The organism is Roseibium sp. 10G30-5 (genome assembly GCF_055809635.1).
In genome coordinates, this window is the sequence record NZ_CM147918.1 from 3,487,103 (window position 1) to 3,506,544 (window position 19,442).

Annotated in this window: 18 protein-coding genes and 2 pseudogenes; 14 read left to right on the plus strand and 6 right to left on the minus strand. The window is 54.9% G+C overall.

Annotated elements, in window-relative coordinates:
• Positions 1-39: 39 nt before the first annotated feature.
• Positions 40-1,044 (minus strand): GTP 3',8-cyclase MoaA, encoded by a 1,005-nt coding sequence (gene moaA, locus AC0L7U_RS17635; protein WP_473692562.1) that lies wholly within the window; start codon positions 1,042-1,044, stop codon positions 40-42.
• Between the two features lie 238 nt (positions 1,045-1,282).
• Between moaA and AC0L7U_RS17640 the strand changes: the two genes are divergently transcribed.
• From AC0L7U_RS17640 to AC0L7U_RS17650, 3 genes are all read left to right on the plus strand, one after another.
• The gene (locus AC0L7U_RS17640; protein WP_473692564.1) at positions 1,283-1,918 is read left to right on the plus strand and encodes a deoxyribodipyrimidine photo-lyase; all 636 of its coding nucleotides are present in this window, start codon (positions 1,283-1,285) and stop codon (positions 1,916-1,918) included.
• Between the two features lie 38 nt (positions 1,919-1,956).
• Positions 1,957-2,730 (plus strand): cryptochrome/photolyase family protein, encoded by a 774-nt coding sequence (locus AC0L7U_RS17645; RefSeq protein ID WP_473692566.1) that lies wholly within the window; start codon positions 1,957-1,959, stop codon positions 2,728-2,730.
• Positions 2,731-2,800: 70 nt separating this feature from the next.
• On the plus strand, positions 2,801-3,169 hold the full coding sequence (locus AC0L7U_RS17650) for a gamma-butyrobetaine hydroxylase family protein (RefSeq protein ID WP_473692568.1): 369 nt from the start codon (positions 2,801-2,803) through the stop codon (positions 3,167-3,169).
• Positions 3,170-3,256: 87 nt separating this feature from the next.
• On the opposite strand, the gene AC0L7U_RS17655 is transcribed toward AC0L7U_RS17650, so the two are convergent.
• The gene (locus tag AC0L7U_RS17655; RefSeq protein WP_473692570.1) at positions 3,257-3,868 is read right to left on the minus strand and encodes a L,D-transpeptidase; all 612 of its coding nucleotides are present in this window, start codon (positions 3,866-3,868) and stop codon (positions 3,257-3,259) included.
• 230 nt (positions 3,869-4,098) lie between these two features.
• On the opposite strand from AC0L7U_RS17655, the pseudogene AC0L7U_RS17660 reads away from it, so the two are divergent.
• The 5 genes and pseudogenes from AC0L7U_RS17660 to AC0L7U_RS17680 form a co-directional block, all read left to right on the plus strand.
• A pseudogene (locus AC0L7U_RS17660) lies at positions 4,099-4,973 on the plus strand (lytic murein transglycosylase); the annotation flags it as partial.
• Between the two features lie 84 nt (positions 4,974-5,057).
• A complete protein-coding gene (locus AC0L7U_RS17665; protein WP_473695886.1) occupies positions 5,058-5,273 on the plus strand; it encodes a peptidoglycan-binding domain-containing protein in 216 nt (71 codons plus the stop codon).
• Positions 5,274-5,462: 189 nt separating this feature from the next.
• Positions 5,463-6,110 carry a ParA family partition ATPase gene (parA, locus tag AC0L7U_RS17670; protein WP_473692572.1) on the plus strand — a complete coding sequence of 216 codons (648 nt, stop codon included), beginning with the start codon at positions 5,463-5,465 and terminating at the stop codon, positions 6,108-6,110.
• 861 nt (positions 6,111-6,971) lie between these two features.
• A complete protein-coding gene (locus AC0L7U_RS17675; RefSeq protein WP_473692574.1) occupies positions 6,972-7,982 on the plus strand; it encodes a porin in 1,011 nt (336 codons plus the stop codon).
• 604 nt (positions 7,983-8,586) lie between these two features.
• On the plus strand, positions 8,587-9,783 hold the full coding sequence (locus AC0L7U_RS17680; protein ID WP_473692576.1) for a porin: 1,197 nt from the start codon (positions 8,587-8,589) through the stop codon (positions 9,781-9,783).
• A 188-nt stretch (positions 9,784-9,971) separates the two neighbouring features.
• Here AC0L7U_RS17680 and AC0L7U_RS17685 read toward each other — a convergent pair whose 3' ends face one another.
• Positions 9,972-10,712 (minus strand): alpha/beta fold hydrolase, encoded by a 741-nt coding sequence (locus tag AC0L7U_RS17685; protein ID WP_473692577.1) that lies wholly within the window; start codon positions 10,710-10,712, stop codon positions 9,972-9,974.
• Positions 10,713-11,107: 395 nt separating this feature from the next.
• On the opposite strand from AC0L7U_RS17685, the gene dapA reads away from it, so the two are divergent.
• Together dapA and smpB are read left to right on the plus strand one after the other, a co-directional pair.
• Positions 11,108-11,980, plus strand: a complete 873-nt coding sequence (gene dapA, locus AC0L7U_RS17690; RefSeq protein WP_473692579.1) for a 4-hydroxy-tetrahydrodipicolinate synthase — start codon at positions 11,108-11,110, stop codon at positions 11,978-11,980.
• A 96-nt stretch (positions 11,981-12,076) separates the two neighbouring features.
• Positions 12,077-12,556: an SsrA-binding protein SmpB gene (gene smpB, locus AC0L7U_RS17695; RefSeq protein WP_473692581.1), complete on the plus strand. Its 480-nt coding sequence runs from the start codon at positions 12,077-12,079 to the stop codon at positions 12,554-12,556.
• 528 nt (positions 12,557-13,084) lie between these two features.
• Here smpB and AC0L7U_RS17700 read toward each other — a convergent pair.
• Positions 13,085-13,492 (minus strand): DUF2000 family protein, encoded by a 408-nt coding sequence (locus AC0L7U_RS17700; RefSeq protein ID WP_473692583.1) that lies wholly within the window; start codon positions 13,490-13,492, stop codon positions 13,085-13,087.
• 103 nt (positions 13,493-13,595) lie between these two features.
• Between AC0L7U_RS17700 and AC0L7U_RS17705 the strand changes: the two genes are divergently transcribed.
• Positions 13,596-14,402 (plus strand): AraC family transcriptional regulator, encoded by an 807-nt coding sequence (locus AC0L7U_RS17705; protein ID WP_473692585.1) that lies wholly within the window; start codon positions 13,596-13,598, stop codon positions 14,400-14,402.
• Between the two features lie 17 nt (positions 14,403-14,419).
• Here the strand turns inward: AC0L7U_RS17705 and AC0L7U_RS17710 are convergent, their stop codons facing one another.
• A complete protein-coding gene (locus AC0L7U_RS17710) occupies positions 14,420-15,166 on the minus strand; it encodes a glycosyltransferase (RefSeq protein WP_473692587.1) in 747 nt (248 codons plus the stop codon).
• 249 nt (positions 15,167-15,415) lie between these two features.
• On the opposite strand from AC0L7U_RS17710, the gene AC0L7U_RS17715 reads away from it, so the two are divergent.
• The 3 genes from AC0L7U_RS17715 (at position 15,416) to AC0L7U_RS17725 (ending at position 17,050) form a co-directional block, all read left to right on the plus strand.
• Positions 15,416-16,189, plus strand: a complete 774-nt coding sequence (locus AC0L7U_RS17715) for a glycosyltransferase family 2 protein (protein WP_473695888.1) — start codon at positions 15,416-15,418, stop codon at positions 16,187-16,189.
• The gene (locus AC0L7U_RS17720; protein WP_473692589.1) at positions 16,173-16,421 is read left to right on the plus strand and encodes a glycosyltransferase; all 249 of its coding nucleotides are present in this window, start codon (positions 16,173-16,175) and stop codon (positions 16,419-16,421) included. The genes AC0L7U_RS17715 and AC0L7U_RS17720 overlap by 17 nt, the downstream gene beginning before the upstream one ends.
• A gap of 242 nt (positions 16,422-16,663) precedes the next feature.
• Positions 16,664-17,050 carry a hypothetical protein gene (locus tag AC0L7U_RS17725; RefSeq protein ID WP_473692591.1) on the plus strand — a complete coding sequence of 129 codons (387 nt, stop codon included), beginning with the start codon at positions 16,664-16,666 and terminating at the stop codon, positions 17,048-17,050.
• A gap of 99 nt (positions 17,051-17,149) precedes the next feature.
• On the opposite strand, the pseudogene parC reads toward AC0L7U_RS17725, so the two are convergent.
• Positions 17,150-19,398, minus strand: a pseudogene (gene parC, locus AC0L7U_RS17730) (DNA topoisomerase IV subunit A).
• Positions 19,399-19,442: the final 44 nt, after the last annotated feature.

A 19,442-nucleotide genomic window follows, 5' to 3' on the forward strand; every position in this document is an offset into this window, starting at 1 on the left:
CATCGAAACACGTGAGCAATCATCTGCGCGGGGAAGGGCTTATCCGCCAGTAACGCTCATGTGGCGGGACACGGCGGGGGCGGAGCGGTCCCGATCAATGATGAAGTCATGTCCCTTGGGCTTGCGTCCTATGGCTTCGTCAATGGCGGCGGACAAGAGGTCATTGCCTTCTGAGGCTCGCAGCGCCGCGCGCAGGTCGGAGCTGTCGTCCTGCCCCAGACACATATAGAGCATACCAGTGCAGGTGACGCGCACCCGGTTGCAGCTCTCGCAGAAATTATGGGTCATCGGCGTGATGAAGCCGAGACGTCCGCCGGTTTCCTTCACCGTGACATACCGGGCCGGTCCGCCGGTCTTGTAAGGAATGTCTTCCAGAGTGAAGTCTTTTGCGAGAGTCGCGCGTACGGTCGACAGCGGCAGATATTGGTCGGTCCGGTCGCCTTCAATGTCGCCCAGAGGCATGGTTTCGATCAGCGTCAGATCATGGCCATGCTGATGTGCCCACTCCATCATGGGAACGATCTCATCGCCATTGACGCCCTTGAGCGCGACCATGTTGATCTTCAGTTTCAGTCCGGCTTCCTGTGCAGCCTGAATGCCTTCCATCACCTTGCCCAGTTGTCCCCAGCGCGTCACGGTCTTGAACTGCTCAGGGTCAAGAGTGTCGAGCGAGACATTCACCCGGCGCACGCCGTGTGCGTAGAGATCGTCGGCATAGCGGGCCAGTTGCGAGCCATTGGTGGTCAGGGTCAGTTCTTCAAGCGCACCGCTGTCGAGATGACGAGACAGATCCTTGATCAGCTGCATGATGTTCTTGCGCACCAGCGGTTCACCACCCGTGAGGCGCAACTTGCGCACCCCCTTGTCGATGAAAGCCGTGCACAGCCGATCAAGCTCTTCGAGAGACAGAACGTCCTTTTTGGGCAAAAAGGTCATGTTCTCCGACATGCAATAGACACAGCGAAAATCACATCTGTCCGTGACCGACACACGCAGATAGGACACCGTACGTCCGAAAGGGTCGATCATGGGGGCAGATGGCATGAGAACTCCTGAAACCAGCGACACAAACCCATCGCCGCAACAGGCGGCTCATGTCTGTTTGTTGTCATAAGATATAAAGAGTGGAAATACGGTTGTTCAAGGGCAAGTGGGGAAAAGCCTTGCGATCCTGACGATTTGAGCGAACCGGAAAAGGGCAAATACGTTTTTAGAGTGATCTTTCGAAACCTCTGTTGCGTAGGCAGACCGTATTCTGATCGCAAGAAGTTAAGGACGCCCTGTGACGCACATAGTCTGGTTCCGTCAGGATTTGAGAATTTCCGATAATCCCGCCCTGTTGCAGGCAGTGGAAAAAGGCAAGGTGCTGCCGGTCTATATTCTCGATGATACAGGAGATGAAGACTGTCCTCAGTATCTGGGCGGGGCCAGCCGCTGGTGGCTGCACCACAGTCTGGCGGCGTTGCAGAAAAGCCTTGGCGGATTGTTGATCCTGCGCGGTGATCCGCGCCATCTGATCCCGCATGTGCTGGAAATGAGCGGGGCAGAGGGCGTCTACTGGAACCGGTGTTATGAGCCGCAGGCAATAGCGCGCGATTCGGATCTGAAGGCAGAGCTGAAAGAGCGCGATGTTGACGTTCAGAGTTTCAATGCGGCGTTATTGTTTGAACCTTGGGAAGTGCAAACGCAAAATGGGGATCCCTACAAGGTCTATTCACCGTTCTGGCGCATGGCCAGTGCCAAGGCCGTTGCCGAGCCGTTCAATGCCCCGACCAATGTGATCATCGCTCGGTCCGCTCTCGCAGATCTGGACGAAGGTGGACTTGAGGCCTTGAAGCTTTTGCCGCTCAAGCCGAATTGGGCTGCAGGCTGGGACAGGCTGTGGACGCCGGGAGAGGCGGGGGGCAGAGGTGTTTGAGCGCCTTCTTAAAAGAGGGGCTGGATGGATACGGCAGTATGCGCGACCGTCCTGACAAGGATCAGACGTCGCATCTGTCGCCACATTTGCATTTCGGCGAGATTTCGCCGCGTCAGATTTGGGCGGCAACCCGTGAGGCGCAAGCGAAAGATGGTTCTCTGGACAAGGATGCCAACAAGTTTCTGGCCGAGGTCGGCTGGCGCGAATTCTCGCATCATCTGCTGTATCATTTCCCTGCCATCGTCACGGATAACTGGAAGCCAGAGTTTGACGCCTACCCGTGGAGGGACGATCCGCAGGTACTCGCTGTTTGGCAGCAGGGGAGTACGGGCTACCCGATTGTGGATGCCGGAATGCGGGAACTCTGGCAAACCGGCTATATGCACAACCGTGTGCGCATGATCGTGGCGAGTTTCCTGATCAAGCATCTTGGTCAGCATTGGGCCAACGGTGAAAAGTGGTTTCGCGATACGCTGGTCGATGCGGATATGGCCAACAATTGCGCCAGTTGGCAGTGGGTGGCAGGCAGCGGCGCCGATGCTGCGCCATATTTTCGTATTTTCAACCCGATGACACAGGGCGTCAGATTTGATCCTGATGGAGACTATGTGCGCCGCTGGGTTCCTGAACTTGCCGATTTGAAAAGCGACCACATCCATGCACCGTTTGACGCGCCGGCCGATGTTCTGGAGAAGGCGGGTGTTTATCTTGGCAAAACCTACCCACATCCTATTGTCGACCATAAGCGGGCGCGCGAAGCAGCTTTGGCGGGCTATGAAGAGGTCAAGCAAGCCAAACAGGATGGGGCCTGATCCGCGAATGTGATTGCTTGATCTCGCAAGACTCAGCGCTATGCTCGCGTCGATCTTCAGGAGTAGCAATGTGTCTTCCAAAAATGACGTCTGGCCAACGGAAATCCGTCTGAAACCCAGCAAGCGTGAGCTTGTCGTGAGTTTCGATAACGGTGAAACTCATGAGTATGCTGCGGAGTATCTGCGTGTTTGCTCGCCTTCCGCAGAGGTGCAGGGCCATTCACCGACGCAGAAGAAGACGGTTCCGGGCAAGCGCGAGGTCGGGATCATGCGGATTGAGCCCGTCGGAAATTATGCGGTACGCATTCATTTCGATGATATGCACCAGTCCGGTATCTATTCTTGGGCTTATTTTCAAGAACTCGCCCATGAGCGCGATAAGCATTGGGGTGGCTATCTGAGCGAGCTTGAAGAAAAAGGTCTCAGCCGGGATCTGTAAGGGTGCAGATGCAGGCGGCTGTTGGCCTTTGAATAAAAAAAGCCGGCGGTCAGCCGGCTTTTTGGATTTTGCGATCTGTGGAAGATGTTAGCGTTGGACGACGATCTTGTCGCCAACGTTGACCGTCTTGTAGAGGTCGATCACATCGTCATTGGCAAGACGAATACAGCCAGAGGATACGGCCGTGCCAATGGTCTGCGGCTCAGTCGTGCCATGAATACGATACAAGGTGGAGCCGATATAGATGGCACGCGCACCGAGCGGGTTGTTGATTCCGCCCTTCATGTGGGCGGGCAGGTGCCGGCCACGGGCGCGTTCGCGCTTGACCATCTGCGGCGGCGGCGTCCAGCCCGGCCATTCTGCCTTGCGGGTCACACGATGTACACCGGACCACTGGAAACCGGCCTTGCCGACGCCAATGCCGTATTTCATCGCAGTACGGCCACCCGACAGCACGTGATAAAGGCGACGCTCTTTCGTGTTCACGATGATGGTGCCTGCACTGTAAGTTCCGTCATAGCGGACTTTCTGGCGCTTGATCGGAGACACATTTCCGCGTGTTTCACCATACGTCTGCCAAGTCTTGCTGTTCGGATCAAAAAACTTGTTGGTCGGTGCAGCGAAAGCGCTTGTGCTGGCTACGAAGCTGGCCAGAGCGGTAATTGCCAGTCCCGCCTTGAAAAATCCAAATTTCCCCATCGGTATCCCCAGAACGTCTGAAACTAAAAAAGTGCGATTAACAGTATTAATTACATCTCTCAGGTTGCGAAGTGCTTAATTTGTCAGTCTCTGGTTGCCGGTCCCCCACAGAAACAATGTGCAGGCTTGATCGGCATCGCAACACTTGAAATCATCCGTGTCAAAGCAGCGCCCTGGAGGCATTATGATTCTGCACCCGATCTCCCCGATTTGCCCCCCGCATGTCCGCGATGGTCAGTGTCGGTTTTGTTCTGTCAGCTGTTCTGGGCACGCCTGCCGCACATGCTGCGTCTTTGTCCTCTTGTGTTGCAGGACTGCGCCAGAAGGCCGAAGCCTCGGGGATTCATCAGGCGACCGTCGATGCCATGTTATCGGATGTCGCTTATGATGAGCGGGTGGTGCGGTTTTCCAGGTCGCAGCCAGAACACAAAACACCGATCTGGGACTATATGGCGTTTCTCGTTGACCAGAAGCGGATTGTGGACGGGAAGCAGCGCTATCACACCTATCGCAAGGAATTGGCGCAGATCGAGCGCAAGTATGGCGTAAGTGGCAAGGTCGTTTTGGCTGTCTGGGGTATTGAAAGCGATTATGGCCAGTTTCAAGGAGACTTTTATACCCCGCATGCGCTGGCCAACCTGATTTGCGGTGATGTGCGTCGCGCATCCTATTTCACCGGTGAATTGATGAAGACACTGAAGATCGCCGACGATGGCGATTTGCGACCAAAGGATTTCGTTGGTTCCTGGGCCGGTGCATTTGGCCAGACGCAGTTCATGCCCAGCACCTATTTACGGCTTGCGGTCGATGGCGATCATGATGGGCGCAAGGATCTGGTCAATTCCGTACCGGATGCGTTGGCCTCGACGGCCAATTTTTTGAAATCTGCTGGCTGGCAGCACGGTTTGCCCTGGGGGTATGAAGTTCAGGTGCCTGATGGTTATTCAGGCCCAAGCGGCCGCACCCGTCGTGCATCGCTGTCTACCTGGGAACACGCGGCCTGCGCAAGATTTCTGGCGCACGACTGACCGGTAGTGTGCAGGCAGGGCTTGTTCAACCGGCAGGGGTACATGGTCCGGCTTTTCTGGTGACGCGCAATTTCGATGCCTTGCGGTCTTATAATGCGTCGACGGCTTATGGTCTGGCCATCGTGCTGCTGTCGCAATTGGTTGTTGACGGCAAGCCCTTCATGACGCCGTGGCCGACGGACAATCCGGGCTTGTCACGTGCGCAACGCCTGCACCTGCAAATTTTGCTCAATGCGCATGGCTTTTCCGTCGGTAAGCCAGATGGCAAGGTTGGTCCACAAACGCAGGCCGCGATCCGGGATGCGCAAAAGAATTACGGCCTTCCTGTAACGGGGCGCCCCGCGATGCATCTTTATCAGAAACTGTCTGCCAACTGATTTTTGAGTCCATCTCCTCGTTGGACGGAATGTGAAGACGGGTTTAGGGTGGAGGTACATCAATGCGCCTTACCGGCAGGAAAATCTGCTCCGACCATTTGAAACGCATTTATTGGGGCCACACCCTCAGACATTTAAAGCTGAAGCCGCAGGGCTCATGGCAAAACGGGCAAGCTGGAGACGCATATTATGGTCGGACGCATCGTAACGGTGACGCAGCAAAAGGGCGGGTCGGGCAAGACAACCATTGCAGCTCATCTTGCTCTCGCTCTTGCCCAACTCACGGGCGAGCCGGTTGCGTTGGTGGATGTGGATCCTCAAGGTTCGCTCGGCACCTGGTTCGAGCGACGGGAAGATGTGTTCGGTGACAAGGATCCGGGGCTGGCCTTCCGCACAGCCTCAGGCTGGGGCGCGCGCAGAGAGGCCCGATCGCTCGCCCGGTCGCATGGCTTTGTCATTCTTGATACGCCGCCGAAGGTTGATGTAGAGGCCCGTCCGGCGATTGATGCCGCCGATCTTGTCCTTATCCCTGTGCAGCCAAGCCCCGTCGATCTTTGGGCAACCGAGCAGACGGTGGACCTGGCAGAACGGGAAGGCACTCCTGCGGTCCTCGTGCTGAACCGGGTGCCGGCCCGAGCCAGCCTGACCCGTGACATGCAGGACGCGATCCACCAGACTGGCCGTCATATTCTTGAGGCGTCACTTGGAAACCGGACCGGCTTTCCCTCCGCCATGGGGGAGGGCTATGTGCTGCAAGAGCGCGAACCCCGCAGCAAAGGTGCGTTGGAAGTGATGGCCCTGGCGCAGGAACTGCAAGCGCAGCTCTCTCAGTCGTGAGTTTAGAGTTGACGGGGGGCAAGTCTCGTCTGCTCGACACATTCTGATCTGGCTTTAAAGAGGCTGTCTAACTCTGACGCCTCGATATGTTTTTCCACCACACGACTGAAGATTTTCAGCACCGCCGTCTGATTACCCTTGTGACGATTGGCGATTTGCGCCGTTTGAGTGATGCAGCCTGCTGTTGCACATCAGCCTTGCTGTGGCTCTGCAAGCACCAACTCCCTTGATTCGCGACGAAACCGCTCAAATCACGCCTCTCCGTCCTTTGGATTGCAGGGGGAAGTGCGCTGATTCAAGGCCGCCGATATCTTCAAGACCCATAAACAGTTCCAAGTGTGACGCGGTCGCATGTCTTGATGGCATTCGGACGGGGCAGTCAATTCTGATCATAAAGCTTCGATTATTGAAATCTTTTCGGAAATTTACTGCGGCTTATCAGCTGATGGAATTGCATCAATTAAAATTACTCTTGGTTATTTTTATGCATTTATATGTATTTTAGTTATGTGAGCGTGTTTTTCATTATCGCGCCGCATTCTATTTTAAAATTTCATCAAAAAATGCTTTTGAATAACTTTTATGAATGCTTGTTATTTTTAGTAATCAAAAAATGGCTGAAAACAGCCGTGTGATAAAAATAACACGGGCGTGTCCTATTGGTTGCTATGACGCTTTTTGAGCGTTGATGTGAAAATGGAAGCTGGCTACTAAGGTTGTGCGAGAGCGAAACAACGGCACTTACATTCCTTCTGGTTATGCAGATAGAGCGGTGCTGAAGTCTTGCGAATTTCGTGGGGAAAAAGACAAGGCGCCCGTTGGGTGGTCTGGTCATCAAAGTTTGACTTTAGGAGGTCAGAAATGAACTTTAAGAGCCTGATGCTCGCAGCTGCTGGTGTTTCCGCTGCTGCTACCGCTGCACACGCTGCCGATCTTCCGGTTGCTCCGGAGCCCGTCAACTACGTTCGCGTTTGTGACGCTTACGGCGCGCGCTTCTTCTACATCCCAGGCACAGACACATGTCTGCGTGTTGGTGGCCGTATCCGCGTGAACTACACGTCCGGTAACGCTTCTGACAACGGTGACTTCGGTCGCGCTGGCAACAACTACGGCACCGAAATCCGTAGCTACGTTTACCTCGACGCTCGCACGAACACCGAATTCGGTCTGCTGCGCGCTTACTCGTCGATCTACGCTCGTAACCAGAGCGGCGCAAACGACGCAGTTGTTGACTCCGCTTACATCCAGTTTGGCGGCTTCACCTTCGGTCGTGCAACGTCCATGTTCGACTTCTTCACGGGCGGCACCTGGATGGGTGTTGTTGGTCGTAACTGGTCGGATAACACGCAGAACCTTGCTGCTTACACCGCTGCATTCGGCAACGGCTTCTCGGCAACGATCTCGCTTGAAGATGGCGAACAGCGTCAGGTTGAAGCTTCTGACGACTTTGGCGGCGTTGGTGCAGGCGGCACCTACGGCGGTTCTTTCCTCCCGGATCTCGTTGCTAACCTGCGCGTTGACCAGGGTTGGGGTTCTGCACAGTTGATGGGTGCACTGCATGCAGTTCGCACCGATGCATCTGACGTTGATGGCACCACCGGTTTCGCAGTTGGCGGCGGCGTGACATTCAACCTGCCGATGCTGGCTTCCGGTTCGAAGCTGACGTTCCAGGCAATCTATGCTGATGGCGCTCTCGACTACATCGGTGCTGGTGGCGATTACGCTTACGACTTCGCAGCAGCAAATGGCGACACTTCGACGGGTTATGGTCTGTCCGCAGGCGTCTACCACCAGCTGACGCAGACTGTTGGCCTGACTCTGGAAGGTTCTTACGCTTCCATCGACCTTAGCAAACACGAACGACGATGTTGACCGTTTCGCAATCGACGGTTCTGCAAAGTGGTCGCCGGTTGACGGCTTCGGTATCGGTGCAGACGTTGGCTACGCAAAGACCAACTTCGACGACAGCAGCGACGTCGACACTCTGAAGTTCGGTGTTCGCGTACAGCGCACATTCTAATCTTCGGATTAGACACAAGAATCTGATTGTTGGTTTCTGACCTCCAGTCAGTCATGCGGCCCGGTGGCGTCCAACCCACCGGGCCGTCCCCTTTTTAAAAGGGTGATTCTTCCCGTATTGCCGGATCAGCACAGGTCCGGCGTGGAAAACCCAACGTCATTTGGCCTCGTTTCTTACCTGTTTGCTAAGATCTGAGGTGTTTTTGTGCTATTTTTGTAACAGCGTGACCTCAAAGCAAGGGTCCGCACGCCTTCAACGCATTTTCAGAATTGCGCCCTCCAAAACCTTGGCTATGGTCAGTCCTGCGAGCAGCGACATGCTGCGCCTCTTTTTCGAACCGGATTTCCAACCTTCGGAGATTCGAAACTGAGATTTTTTCGCGGGGATCGATGATTTGCCAAGGCAATGATGCCGCTCGGGCAAGTCGTTTGGACATGACTGATTTGGAGGTCAGAAATGAAACTTAAGAGCTTGATGCTCGGCGCTGCAGGTATCGCTGCTGCTGCCACCACCGCACACGCAGCCGATCTTCCGGTTGCTCCGGAGCCGGTTGATTACGTTCGCGTCTGCGACGCTTACGGCGCAACATTCTATTACATCCCAGGGACAGACACCTGCCTGAAGGTCGGTGGTCGTCTGCGCGTTCAGTACGTAACTGGCGATGCTGCTGATGATGGCGATTTTGGCCGTGCGAACGACGATTACGATTTCCTGTCGCGCGCTTATCTCTACCTTGATGCTCGCACAAACACCGAATTCGGTCTTCTTCGTGCGTATGCATCCATGATGATGACATCTGCTACTGATGACACTGAAGATGGTGCAGAGCTCGACAAGGGTTATATCCAGTTCGGCGGCTTCACCTTCGGTCATGCTACGTCGATGTTCGACTTCTTCACCGGCGGCGCTTTCATCGGTGTTCTTGGTCGTAACTGGTCGGATAACACAACTGACCTTGCTGCTTACACCGCTGCTTTCGGCAACGGCTTCTCGGCAACGATCTCGATCGAAGATGCCAACAACCGTCAGGTTCAGACGCCTTCGGGTGATTTTGCTGACGCGCTTACACTCGCTGGTATCACAACGGACTCTTATGCCGGCGTTTCCATGCCTGACATTGTTGCCAACCTGCGTGTTGATCAGGGCTGGGGGTCGGCTCAGATCATGGGTGCCTTGCATTCAGTACGTAGCGATGTTTCCACGGCTGATGGCACGATGGGCTTCGCAGTTGGCGGTGGCGTGACATTCAACCTGCCGATGTTGGCACAGGGTTCGAACATCACCTTCCAGGCTGAATATGCTGATGGTGCAATGAGCTATCTCGGTGGTTCCGGCAGCTATGTCTACGACTTCGGTCTTGATGGCAACGGCGATGTTGACACAACGACCGGTTACTCTTTGAACGCAGCAATTTACCACCAGATGACGTCGACCGTTGGTCTGGCTCTGGAAGGCACATATGCTTCGTTCGACCTGGGCGGTTCTTCCAACGATGTTAAGCGTTGGGTGATTGATGGTTCGGTTACTTGGACACCGGTTTCCGGCATGAGCCTCGGCCTCGATGCTGGTTATGCAAATGTTGATTACGACACTGCAGCTCTCGACGACAACAACGACTTCAAGGTTGGTTTCCGCGTACAGCGCGACTTCTAAGCCCAGCTTTTCAAGTTGACTAAGGAGGGCCCGGCAGAAATGCCGGGCCTTTTCTGTGTTTGGTATTCCCTGTCTCCTGAAACAGTGGAGGATATGTCGCGCAGGCGCTCTGTCCCAGCCGGCCGCGCTAGCCATTGGAAGTTCATTCTGACGTTATGTCTCTTCCCTGGTTGAGAAAAGGTCCTCAGTCACTTGCAGCGATTGACGAAATCCGCGATCGCGGTTTGTGTCGTGCTATCCCACAGCAATGGCGTGTGACCTTCATTGGGAATGGTCATCGCCTGCATCGTCGGGTGGCGCTCTTGCATCCCTGCGAAGGTCTCGTTGCTCAAGAGGTCAGAATTCTCACCACGCAGCGCGAGTAGGGGATACCGTTTCAGGGTGTCGAACAAAGGCCAAAGATCCGGCGTTGGCAGAAGGTGATCGCTTCCCTCATCTGCAGGTTGCAGCGTGTTGCCGAGGGCCGGGTCATAATCCAGCACGAAGCCTTTGCCAGTCGTATGTCCCAATTGTTGGGCTAGTCTTTGCCAATCCGCGCTCTGCAGTGTCGTAAATTGTGTTCCGAGCGCCGTTTCAAGTCCACGTGCATAGCTTTCCAGGCTGTCGAAGCGCATGGTAACGCCAATGGTTTTTGCCAGTCTCGCCAGAGATTTAGCTTCGATAACCGGGCCAATATCATTCAAGATAATGCCGCACATCCGCTCGGGACCATACTTTTGAGCCATCGCCATGGCATGCAGTCCACCGCGTGATGAGCCAAGGACAATAAATTTCTCGAGTTCCAGGGTCGTCACGGCCGCGTCGATATCACGGCCCTCGACATCAATGGAATAATTTCGCCAGTTGCTATCCCATTGGCTGCCGCCGCGGCCACGGTAGTCGAGCGCAATCACCTGTTGGTTTTGGCTTTGAAGTGCTTTCGCCAGCACTGCGAAATCTCTTGTATTGCGCGACAACCCCGGCAGACAGACAAGAGGTGGGGCCTTGGATGTTTCCGTGGTCATCGGGCGCCAGGCCCTGGCCGGAAAGCGCCAATCCGTCGGGACTTTCCCATGTGAAGGTTGAGGTCCGGGTGATCGGGTCCTTACTGGATCGCATCTCTATGCTTGTCATGTTTGTCTCCCGGGATTTGGTAATGGTTGCTTTGAATCCTAGCCCCAAATGAGGATCGTGGGGGACGAAATCCATTTCAGCAACTTGAAACTGTCGGGAAATCGTGCCGCACAGGTGTTAGTCATTGCCCCGGTGAAACGGGCGGATTATGTTGCCGCTCAGGCAGGTCAACCCCTGTCGAATTTGTACTTGTCAATGTAAGGAAACTGAAATGTTTAGAGGCTCGATTCCTGCGCTTGTGACCCCGTTCAAGGACGGAGCGCTTGACGAGAAAGGCTTTCAGGACTTCGTTGACTGGCAGATAAAACAGGGGTCCCACGGCGTCGTGCCAGTGGGAACCACCGGGGAAACGCCAACTCTCAGCCATGATGAACACAAGCGCTTGTTGAAGCTGTGTGTCGAGGCGGCGGGTGGGCGTGTTCCGGTCATTGCTGGCGCCGGGTCCAACAACACGACGGAAGCCATCGATTTGGCGCAGGCGGCTCAATCGGCCGGCGCCGATGCCGTGCTGGTGGTGACGCCCTATTACAACAAGCCGAACCAGGCTGGGTTGAAAGCGCATTTTCGGGCGATTGATCAGGCGATTGATATTCCGATCATCATCTACAATATCCCAGGGCGGTCCGTTATTGACATGCTGCCGGAAACGATGGCTGACCTGTTCAAGACGTGCCGTAACATCAAGGGGGTCAAGGACGCTACGGCAAACCTTGCAAAAGCGTCGATGCAGCGCCATCTGTGTGGACCTGATTTCATTCAGTTGTCGGGCGAGGATATTACGGCGCTGGGGTTCAACGCTCATGGTGGAACGGGCTGTATCTCGGTGACTGCGAATGTCGCTCCGGCGCTGTGCTCGCAGTTTCAGGACGCTTGTGCGGCAGGCGATTTTGCCAAGGCATTGGAATTTCAGGACCGATTGGCCCCCTTGCACCGGGCGCTGTTTCTGGAACCCAACCCCACAGGCGCAAAATATGCACTGTCAGCGCTTGGAAAAATGACAAATGAAGTGCGCTTGCCCCTTGTTCCCGTCACCGCTGAAACGGCACGGGAAATAGATGCAGCGCTTGAACATGCCGGCCTTTGAACCACGTGCTCTGATGCGCGTTGGATCAGGTAGCATACTTCACAAGTGACAAAAGCCGGGACAGCAGAGATGCTGTCCCGGGGAAAAGGAAGACACATGGCCTCAAAACGGGGGGCGCCTCCGGGCCAGAAAATCATTTCCGACAATCGCCGGGCACGCTTCAACTTCGAGATTGAAGACGTGATTGAGGCAGGGATTGAGTTGCAGGGCACTGAAGTGAAGTCGCTGCGCAACGGTAAGGCGAATATTGCAGAGTCTTATGCCGCAGAGTATCGCGGCGAAATGTGGATCTATAATCTCTATATTCCAGAATATGTGCAGGCGAACCGCTTTAATCACGAGCCACGGCGGCCGCGTAAGCTGCTTTTGCATAAACGCGAAATCGGTAAGTTTTCCGGTGGTGTGCAGAAAGACGGCAAGACCATCGTGCCATTGAAGATCTACTTCAATGACGATGGCCGCGCCAAGCTTGAGATAGCACTGGCCCGGGGCAAGAAGCTGCACGACAAGCGCGAGACGGAAAAGAAACGCGACTGGAATCGCGAAAAAGCACGGGTGTTGAAAAATTTCGGATAAGCCGTGCACTGTCGGTGGGTTTTCCGTGACAGGCCCGTCGCTGCGCCTTGAGTTATGCGATGGTTTTGCGCAAGAGATCCACAGAACGGTCCTTCACTACGGCGACGCTTTCTTCGACTGGATAGTCAGTTGGCTTGGGCGCGCAGGATCATTGTCGATTCTGTGTTGGCCGAGATTTCTTTGCAGATCAGTTGGCTAAGTGTCGCGTTAATATATGGGTTTCGCTGTGCTCACCATGCTTGAAGCCTAAGCGTTGCATGGTCGTAGCCCGGGGCATGGGAGTTTTTTCTGTGTTCTCCCGGAGAAAAGCGCAAGGCCTCGCGCTTTTCAACAGGTCTACTTGAGTTGTCATGGTTATGACATGTGTGATGATGCATCAGTTTCATGACAAAATGGGCAGGGCTTGGAAAACAATCGAGGGTATGATCCGTTTCGCTTGCGCGCTGGACCTGTACCAGTCTCTACGTCGTGAGACGCGTCCACTTGCAAGAATGTACGATTTGTCTGTCACTTGAAGAGTTTTGCGGATTACGCGTGCATCTTGGCACCCTTGGTGATCTTGTCGGCAATCTTCTTGTCGGTGTGCAGCGCAAGGCCAACGAGTTTCGCTGTTTCAGGGGTGAACTGACCAAAGACCTCGCGGTTTGCCGCATCATGGCCGGTTGAAAACATCTCTTCGATATAGGTCGATGTGATGACATCGCGCGTGAAAGCACGCTGCTGGATCTTCGCCAAGGTTGCTGCGTCCGCGCTCAGGACAATGATTGGTTGGACACTCATTGCATTGTAGACATTGCCCGCGCCATCCCGGTAGGCTTCGCCGATAATGTCAGGCTTGCTGGCGGTGATGCCGCTGGAGAGGAATGCCGTGACATTGAGTTTTTGCCAAACGGCGAGATCCTCTCGAATGACAATAACGAATTTGGTTTCAAACATGGATGGAAATTCCCTTCGCGGCTTTTGCGGTGATGAAACAGCGCGCAAACTATCTGCGGAGGGAGGTTTGGATATAGAACGTTTGTGCAGCCGCGGAAACGCTTTGCGTATCGCGCCCGGGACTGACGGGCTGGAGCGGATAGAGGCGCAGTTGCTTGGAAACGGCTATGAACCTCATCGGCACGATACCTACGCGCTGGGGCTGACACTGCGCGGCGTGCAGACCTTCCACTATCGCGGCAGCAGCCGGTTTTCCATGCCGGGGCAGATCCTTGTCTTGCACCCTGATGAGCTGCACGATGGCGGGGCAGGAACGGATGCTGGTCTGCGCTATCGTATGATCTATGTGCCCCCTGAACTTTTGCGGGGCGCGCTAGGCACTGGTTTGCACACCTTGCCATTCGTTCGGGACCCGATCCTGACGGACCCGATGCTCAGACAAAGTCTATGTGAAGCTCTGGCAGATCTGGACGTCGATTTTGAGCCGCTCTGGCTGGAAGGGTTCTTAAGCGATGTTGTCATGCGATTGACGCAACATGCAGGTGGTCTGGCGTCTGGGCGCAGCAGTGAGACGGCGTTGGACCTTCCAGCGTTGACGCGGTGTAGTTCGTTTTTGCGCGACAATCTTGCGAAGTCTGTGCGCTCGCCCGATCTTGAGGCGGTCACTGGAATGGATCGCTATACGCTGTCACGTCAATTTAAGGCATGTTTCGGCACCAGCCCGCACCGGTATCAGATTATGCGTCGCCTGGAGCGGGTCAAACACCTTCTGTTGAGAGGTGTCGAGCTTGCGTCTGCCGCCAGCGAGGCGGGGTTCTCCGATCAAAGCCATATGACGCGGCACTTCCGCCGCGCGTTCGGCATGCCCCCCGGTGCCTGGATGAGGCTGCATCTGGCTGGGTGCGTGTGAGATTGATTTAAACGTCCCTAGCCAAATTTTCGCGCCACTCGCCTGACACGTTTAAGGAGTGAGCGCTTCATCCGCTGTGGGAAGGTCTTCGCGCGTTTGGGCTGGTTCGGATCGTCGACATGTTGCCCACCGCCGATATGTTCGCAGGCTCCTGGATCCAGAAAGGCGACCATCAGCCCGTCTCGTTTCATCACCATGGAGATCCGTTCTTCCGTCTTGTGTTGGGCGTAGGGGCCGTATGTCTCCCAAAGGCTCTTGCGTGTCATGCCAGGATTAAAGGAAAAACTAAGCCATTCCGGGTGAATATCGACAGGCATCAGAGCATAGTTGATGCCATCGATTTCCTTGCGAATGCAATTGGCTTGAAACTGCTTTTGCAGGTCCGACAGCTTGCGAACGCAGACCACGCTGACCTTGGGTTCCGCTTCGAGCACTTTCAAGCAGGCGGGAACAGTGTCGCCTCGCTCGAAAAGCCAATCGTCTTCCCCGTGAAAAATCAGATCGGAGGTAACGCGAGCATACATTTTGTCGATGGCTCGCATTTGCCCCAGTTGAGGCGCGTTCAATATGGTTTCGACTTTTGGATAGTTGGTTTCAAGCCAGGTTTTGACGTCCTGAGATCCAGCGTCATCAATGACAAGCATTTGTGCAAAGTGATGCGCATGATCAGGGAGAAAGCTGTCGAGTGTTCTTTCCAACAGGTCTGCCCGGCCGCAACTCGTGATGCAGAGGCTGATAGTGTGTTGTTGCAGCACTTCACTCATGAAAACTTAGCCTTTTCCTCTGTTTCACTTTTTGAAGTCATTGATTTTCGAGCCATTTGTACCGATATGAGACCAATAAACAATGATAATCAGAGCTTTTTCAAATGGTGGCGAAACCGGCCCCTCTTTCTGTTTTGATCCGTACTCTGAATGAGGGAGATCGAATAGCCAGAACACTCGAGATCAGTCAAAGATCTTGGGCGAGAGATTGTCGTCATCGATTCAGGGTCCGTCGATAACACGATTGAGATTGCACGGAGTTATGGCGCTCGGATCATAGAGCATCCTTGGTCTGGATTCGGGCCACAACGCAGTTTCGGTGAAGCTCAGTGTCGCAATCATTGGATTTTTTATATCGATGCCGATGAGGTGGTGACGCCGGAATTACGGGATGAAATTCTGACGCTCTTTGAAATGGGAGAGCCGGGAGCAGCCTGTTTTCTCGTGCGCAACACGATGGTGCTCCCCGGAGATCAGAAGCCTCGTCTTTTCGCGGATTATCGCAAGGTCCCAAGACTGTATGACCTTGACCATTCCAGAGTGAAACTTGAGCCCTCTTACGACCGGGTTGAGGTGGATGAGGGTTATGAGACTGGTGTACTGAAATCCCGCCAGTTTCATTATTCCTTCAGAAGCTGGGCGCATGCGATATCCAAGCTCAACTATACATCTGATCTTGCAGCCTCGACACAAGATGAGAAATCTCTCTGGACCCTGTACTTGCGGCTGGTCACAGAACTGCCGGTCGAGATGTTCAAATACCTCATCGTTCGCCGGTTCATCTTTGCGGGGTGGAAAGGCTTTGCTTTTGCCACGACCCGGGCTTTTTCTCGATTTTTGCGGATTCTGAAAATGCTGGAGAAGCGCAGTCAGTCCGGTAGAACACTCCTGATGGAAGTACCGGTTGGTTCGTACCCGTCACCAGTTAAATATCATCTTGTTCTGGCGATCTGTACACGTGGGCGGTCGGCGATGTTGCGCCAGTGCACTGGCGTCTCTTGCCGACATGGTGCTGGTGCCTGAGTTCCGGCTCTCCCTTATTATTTGCGACAATAACGAAGTGGCTTTTGAAGAGACGGAGCGAGCAAAGCTTTCGCAACTCGTCGCACCGCATATCTCTGTAACGCATGTACATCAGCCCAAGGCGGGTATTCCTTATGCGCGGAACACAGCGCTTGAAGCAGCCCTTCAGAAAAGAGCCGACTGGATTGGCTTCATTGATGATGATGAAGAAGTTGATGCCAGCCTGGCTTGAGCAGATGGCCGTTGCATGTCGGCGATGGCCGGCAGATGTCTATCACGGGTGGACCCAATCCAGCCCCGCGGATGGGGCAAAGTTGGCATGGGTTTTTGAAGGTCCTCGCAATAAGCGTGCAGCCGGCAGCAGGATGACGTCTGCTGGAACAGATAATGTTGTTTTCAACGCAAATTTGGTCAATGGCGTGCGCTCCAGTCTGCGGTTCAATGAAGCAATGCGCTTCAGTGGGGGCACTGACTATGGAGTTCTTTCATCGGGTGACGGATGGTGGGGGCAAGATTGTTTGGGTCCCCGACGCCGTGACGCGAGAGACGGTTCCAGACAGCCGACTGACGTTGTCCTATCAAATCAAGCGGGCTCAGGCGGTTGCCGCGGCTCAGGCTTATATCGGCCGCCAAAGGTTCGGACGGGAGAAGGCTTTTGTTCGCCTCCTACCAAAGGTGGCTGGTCGTCTTTTGGGCGGAATGGCAGGGCTTGTGCTCGGCAGCGCTGTTTGGCTGGTCAGTCCTCGGAAAGGCCGCAAGACGATCCTGAAAGCGTGCAAGAAACTGTTTTTTTGTCTCGGGTCTGTGCAAGGCTTTACCCGCATGATGCCGAAGCTCTATGAACAGATCCACGGGAGTTAGGATCGTCAACCCGATGTGTGCAGGAAAGCATTTCACGTCGTGACTGACAAGATTCTTTAGATCTTCATTGCATGAAAAGGGAGGCTATTGCCTCTCTTTTCAGAATGTTGGTGTGCCGAATTTGTTGGTGCGAGGGAAGCCGGAAGGGGGAGGCGGCCTGCCTGTCCGCGGTCACCTTGCCAATCGGCCAGATCTGTCATGGAACGATTGAAGGTTCTGCCGGAGCTGTCCACCCAGGTCAGACCCTCGTCTGCCTTGAAAACCCTCAAGTCAGAGACATTGCCATCCCGGTAGCGTTGCATGCGCACGCCGCGCCCGCGTGACATCTGTTGCACCTGCGCCAGAGGGAAAACCAACAGCTTGCGATTTTCGCCGATGATGGCAACAGTATCCCCTTCAGCGGGCACGCAGATCGCCGCCTCGGCTGGCGTTGTCAGGTTCAGCGCCTGCTTGCCCTTGCGGGTGTTGGCGATGACATCATCTTCCGGGATCAGGAAGCCACGTGCCTCGTTGCTGGCGATCACCAGCATCCGGCCCGCCTTATGGACGAAGGCATTGACGATGTCCTGAGCTTCGTCCATCTCGATCATCAGACGCAAGGGCTCACCGTGGCCGCGCCCACCGGGCAACCGGTCGGCGCCCAGTGTGAAGAACCGTCCGCCAGACGATAACAGCAACAACTTATCGGTTGTCTCGGCGTGGAATGCGAACTTCAGCGCATCCCCTTGCTTGAACGACAGGCTGGCAAGATCAGCTTGATGCCCTTTGAGCGCACGAATCCAGCCTTTTTCAGAAATGATAACCGTGATCGGCTCTTTTTCGATCATCGCCTGATGAATGTCTTGCAGATCATGTTCGGGCGCTTCGATCAGGTCGGTCCGCCGTTTGCCAATCTCTGTTTCAGGGCCGTAGGCTTTGGCAATGTCGGCAATTTCCTTGCCAATGCGTGTCCACTGGCGCCGATCGGAGCCAAGCAATTGCAAGAGCTTCTCCTTTTCCTCGGAGAGCTTGTCGTGTTCCTTGCGGATTTCCATTTCTTCGAGCTTGCGTAAGGAGCGCAGGCGCATGTTCAATACGGCTTCGGCCTGAACATCACTCAGCTCGAACGTTCGGATTAGTTCCTGCTTTGGGTGATCCTCTTCGCGGATGATGCGGATCACTTCGTCAAGATTGAGATAAGCGACCAGATACCCGGCCAGCACTTCCAGCCGGTGGTTGATCTGATCCAGACGGTATTGAGACCGTCGCACCAGAACGACCTTGCGATGATCAAGCCATTCACGCAGCACTTGCTTGACACCCATGACCATCGGCACCTGGCCGCCGGACAGGACATTCATGTTCAGTGAAAAGCGGTTCTCGAGATCAGTGAGCTTATAGAGCGATTCCATCAGCAACGCTGGATCGACATTGCGCGAGCGCGGCACGAGGACGACACGAATGTCCTCGGCGGATTCATCGCGGATGTCTTCCAGAAGCGGCAACTTGCGCGCGATCAGCAGTTCGGCGATCTTTTCGATCAACCGTGACTTGGCGACTTGATAGGGAATCTCGGTGACGACGACGACCCATTGGCCGCGACCCAGATCCTCGACTTCCCAGCGCGCGCGAACGCGGAAACTGCCGCGCCCCGTGGCGTAGGCTTCGCGGATGCTGCCTTGATCCGACACCAAAAGCCCGCCTGTCGGGAAATCCGGTCCCTTGATGAACTCAAGCAGATCGTTGCCGTCGCAGTCAGGATTGTCGATGATGTGCTGCGAGGCGAGGCAGAGTTCATGCACATTATGCGGGGGAATGGACGTTGCCATGCCCACAGCAATGCCGGAAGAACCGTTGGCGAGCAAATTTGGAAAGCCCGCAGGAAGAACGATCGGCTCCTTGTCTTCGCCGTCATAGGTCTCGCGGAAGTCGACAGCGTTCTCGTCCAGACCGTCCAGCAGGCGGCGCGCCGTATCTGTCATGCGAGCTTCAGTGTACCGCATGGCGGCGGCACTGTCGCCGTCGACATTGCCGAAATTGCCCTGTCCTTCGATCAGGGTATAGCGCTGCGCAAAATCCTGCGCCAGCCGGACGAGGGCGTCATAAACGGCCACGTCGCCATGCGGGTGATACTTACCAATAACGTCGCCGACGACGCGGGCGCACTTCTTGAAGCCGGATCCGGGGTCCAGTTTCAACAGACGCATGGCATACAGCAGCCGACGATGGACGGGTTTCAGTCCGTCACGGACATCCGGCAAGGCGCGGTGCATGATCGTCGAAAGCGCGTAGGCGAGGTAGCGCTCCTCAAGAGCGTCACGAAGGTTGATGCCTTCAACCCCACCGGGTGGTATCAGATCTTTTCCCATGACTCCTTGCTATTCTTTTTCGCGGCACAAAACAATTGCCTGCC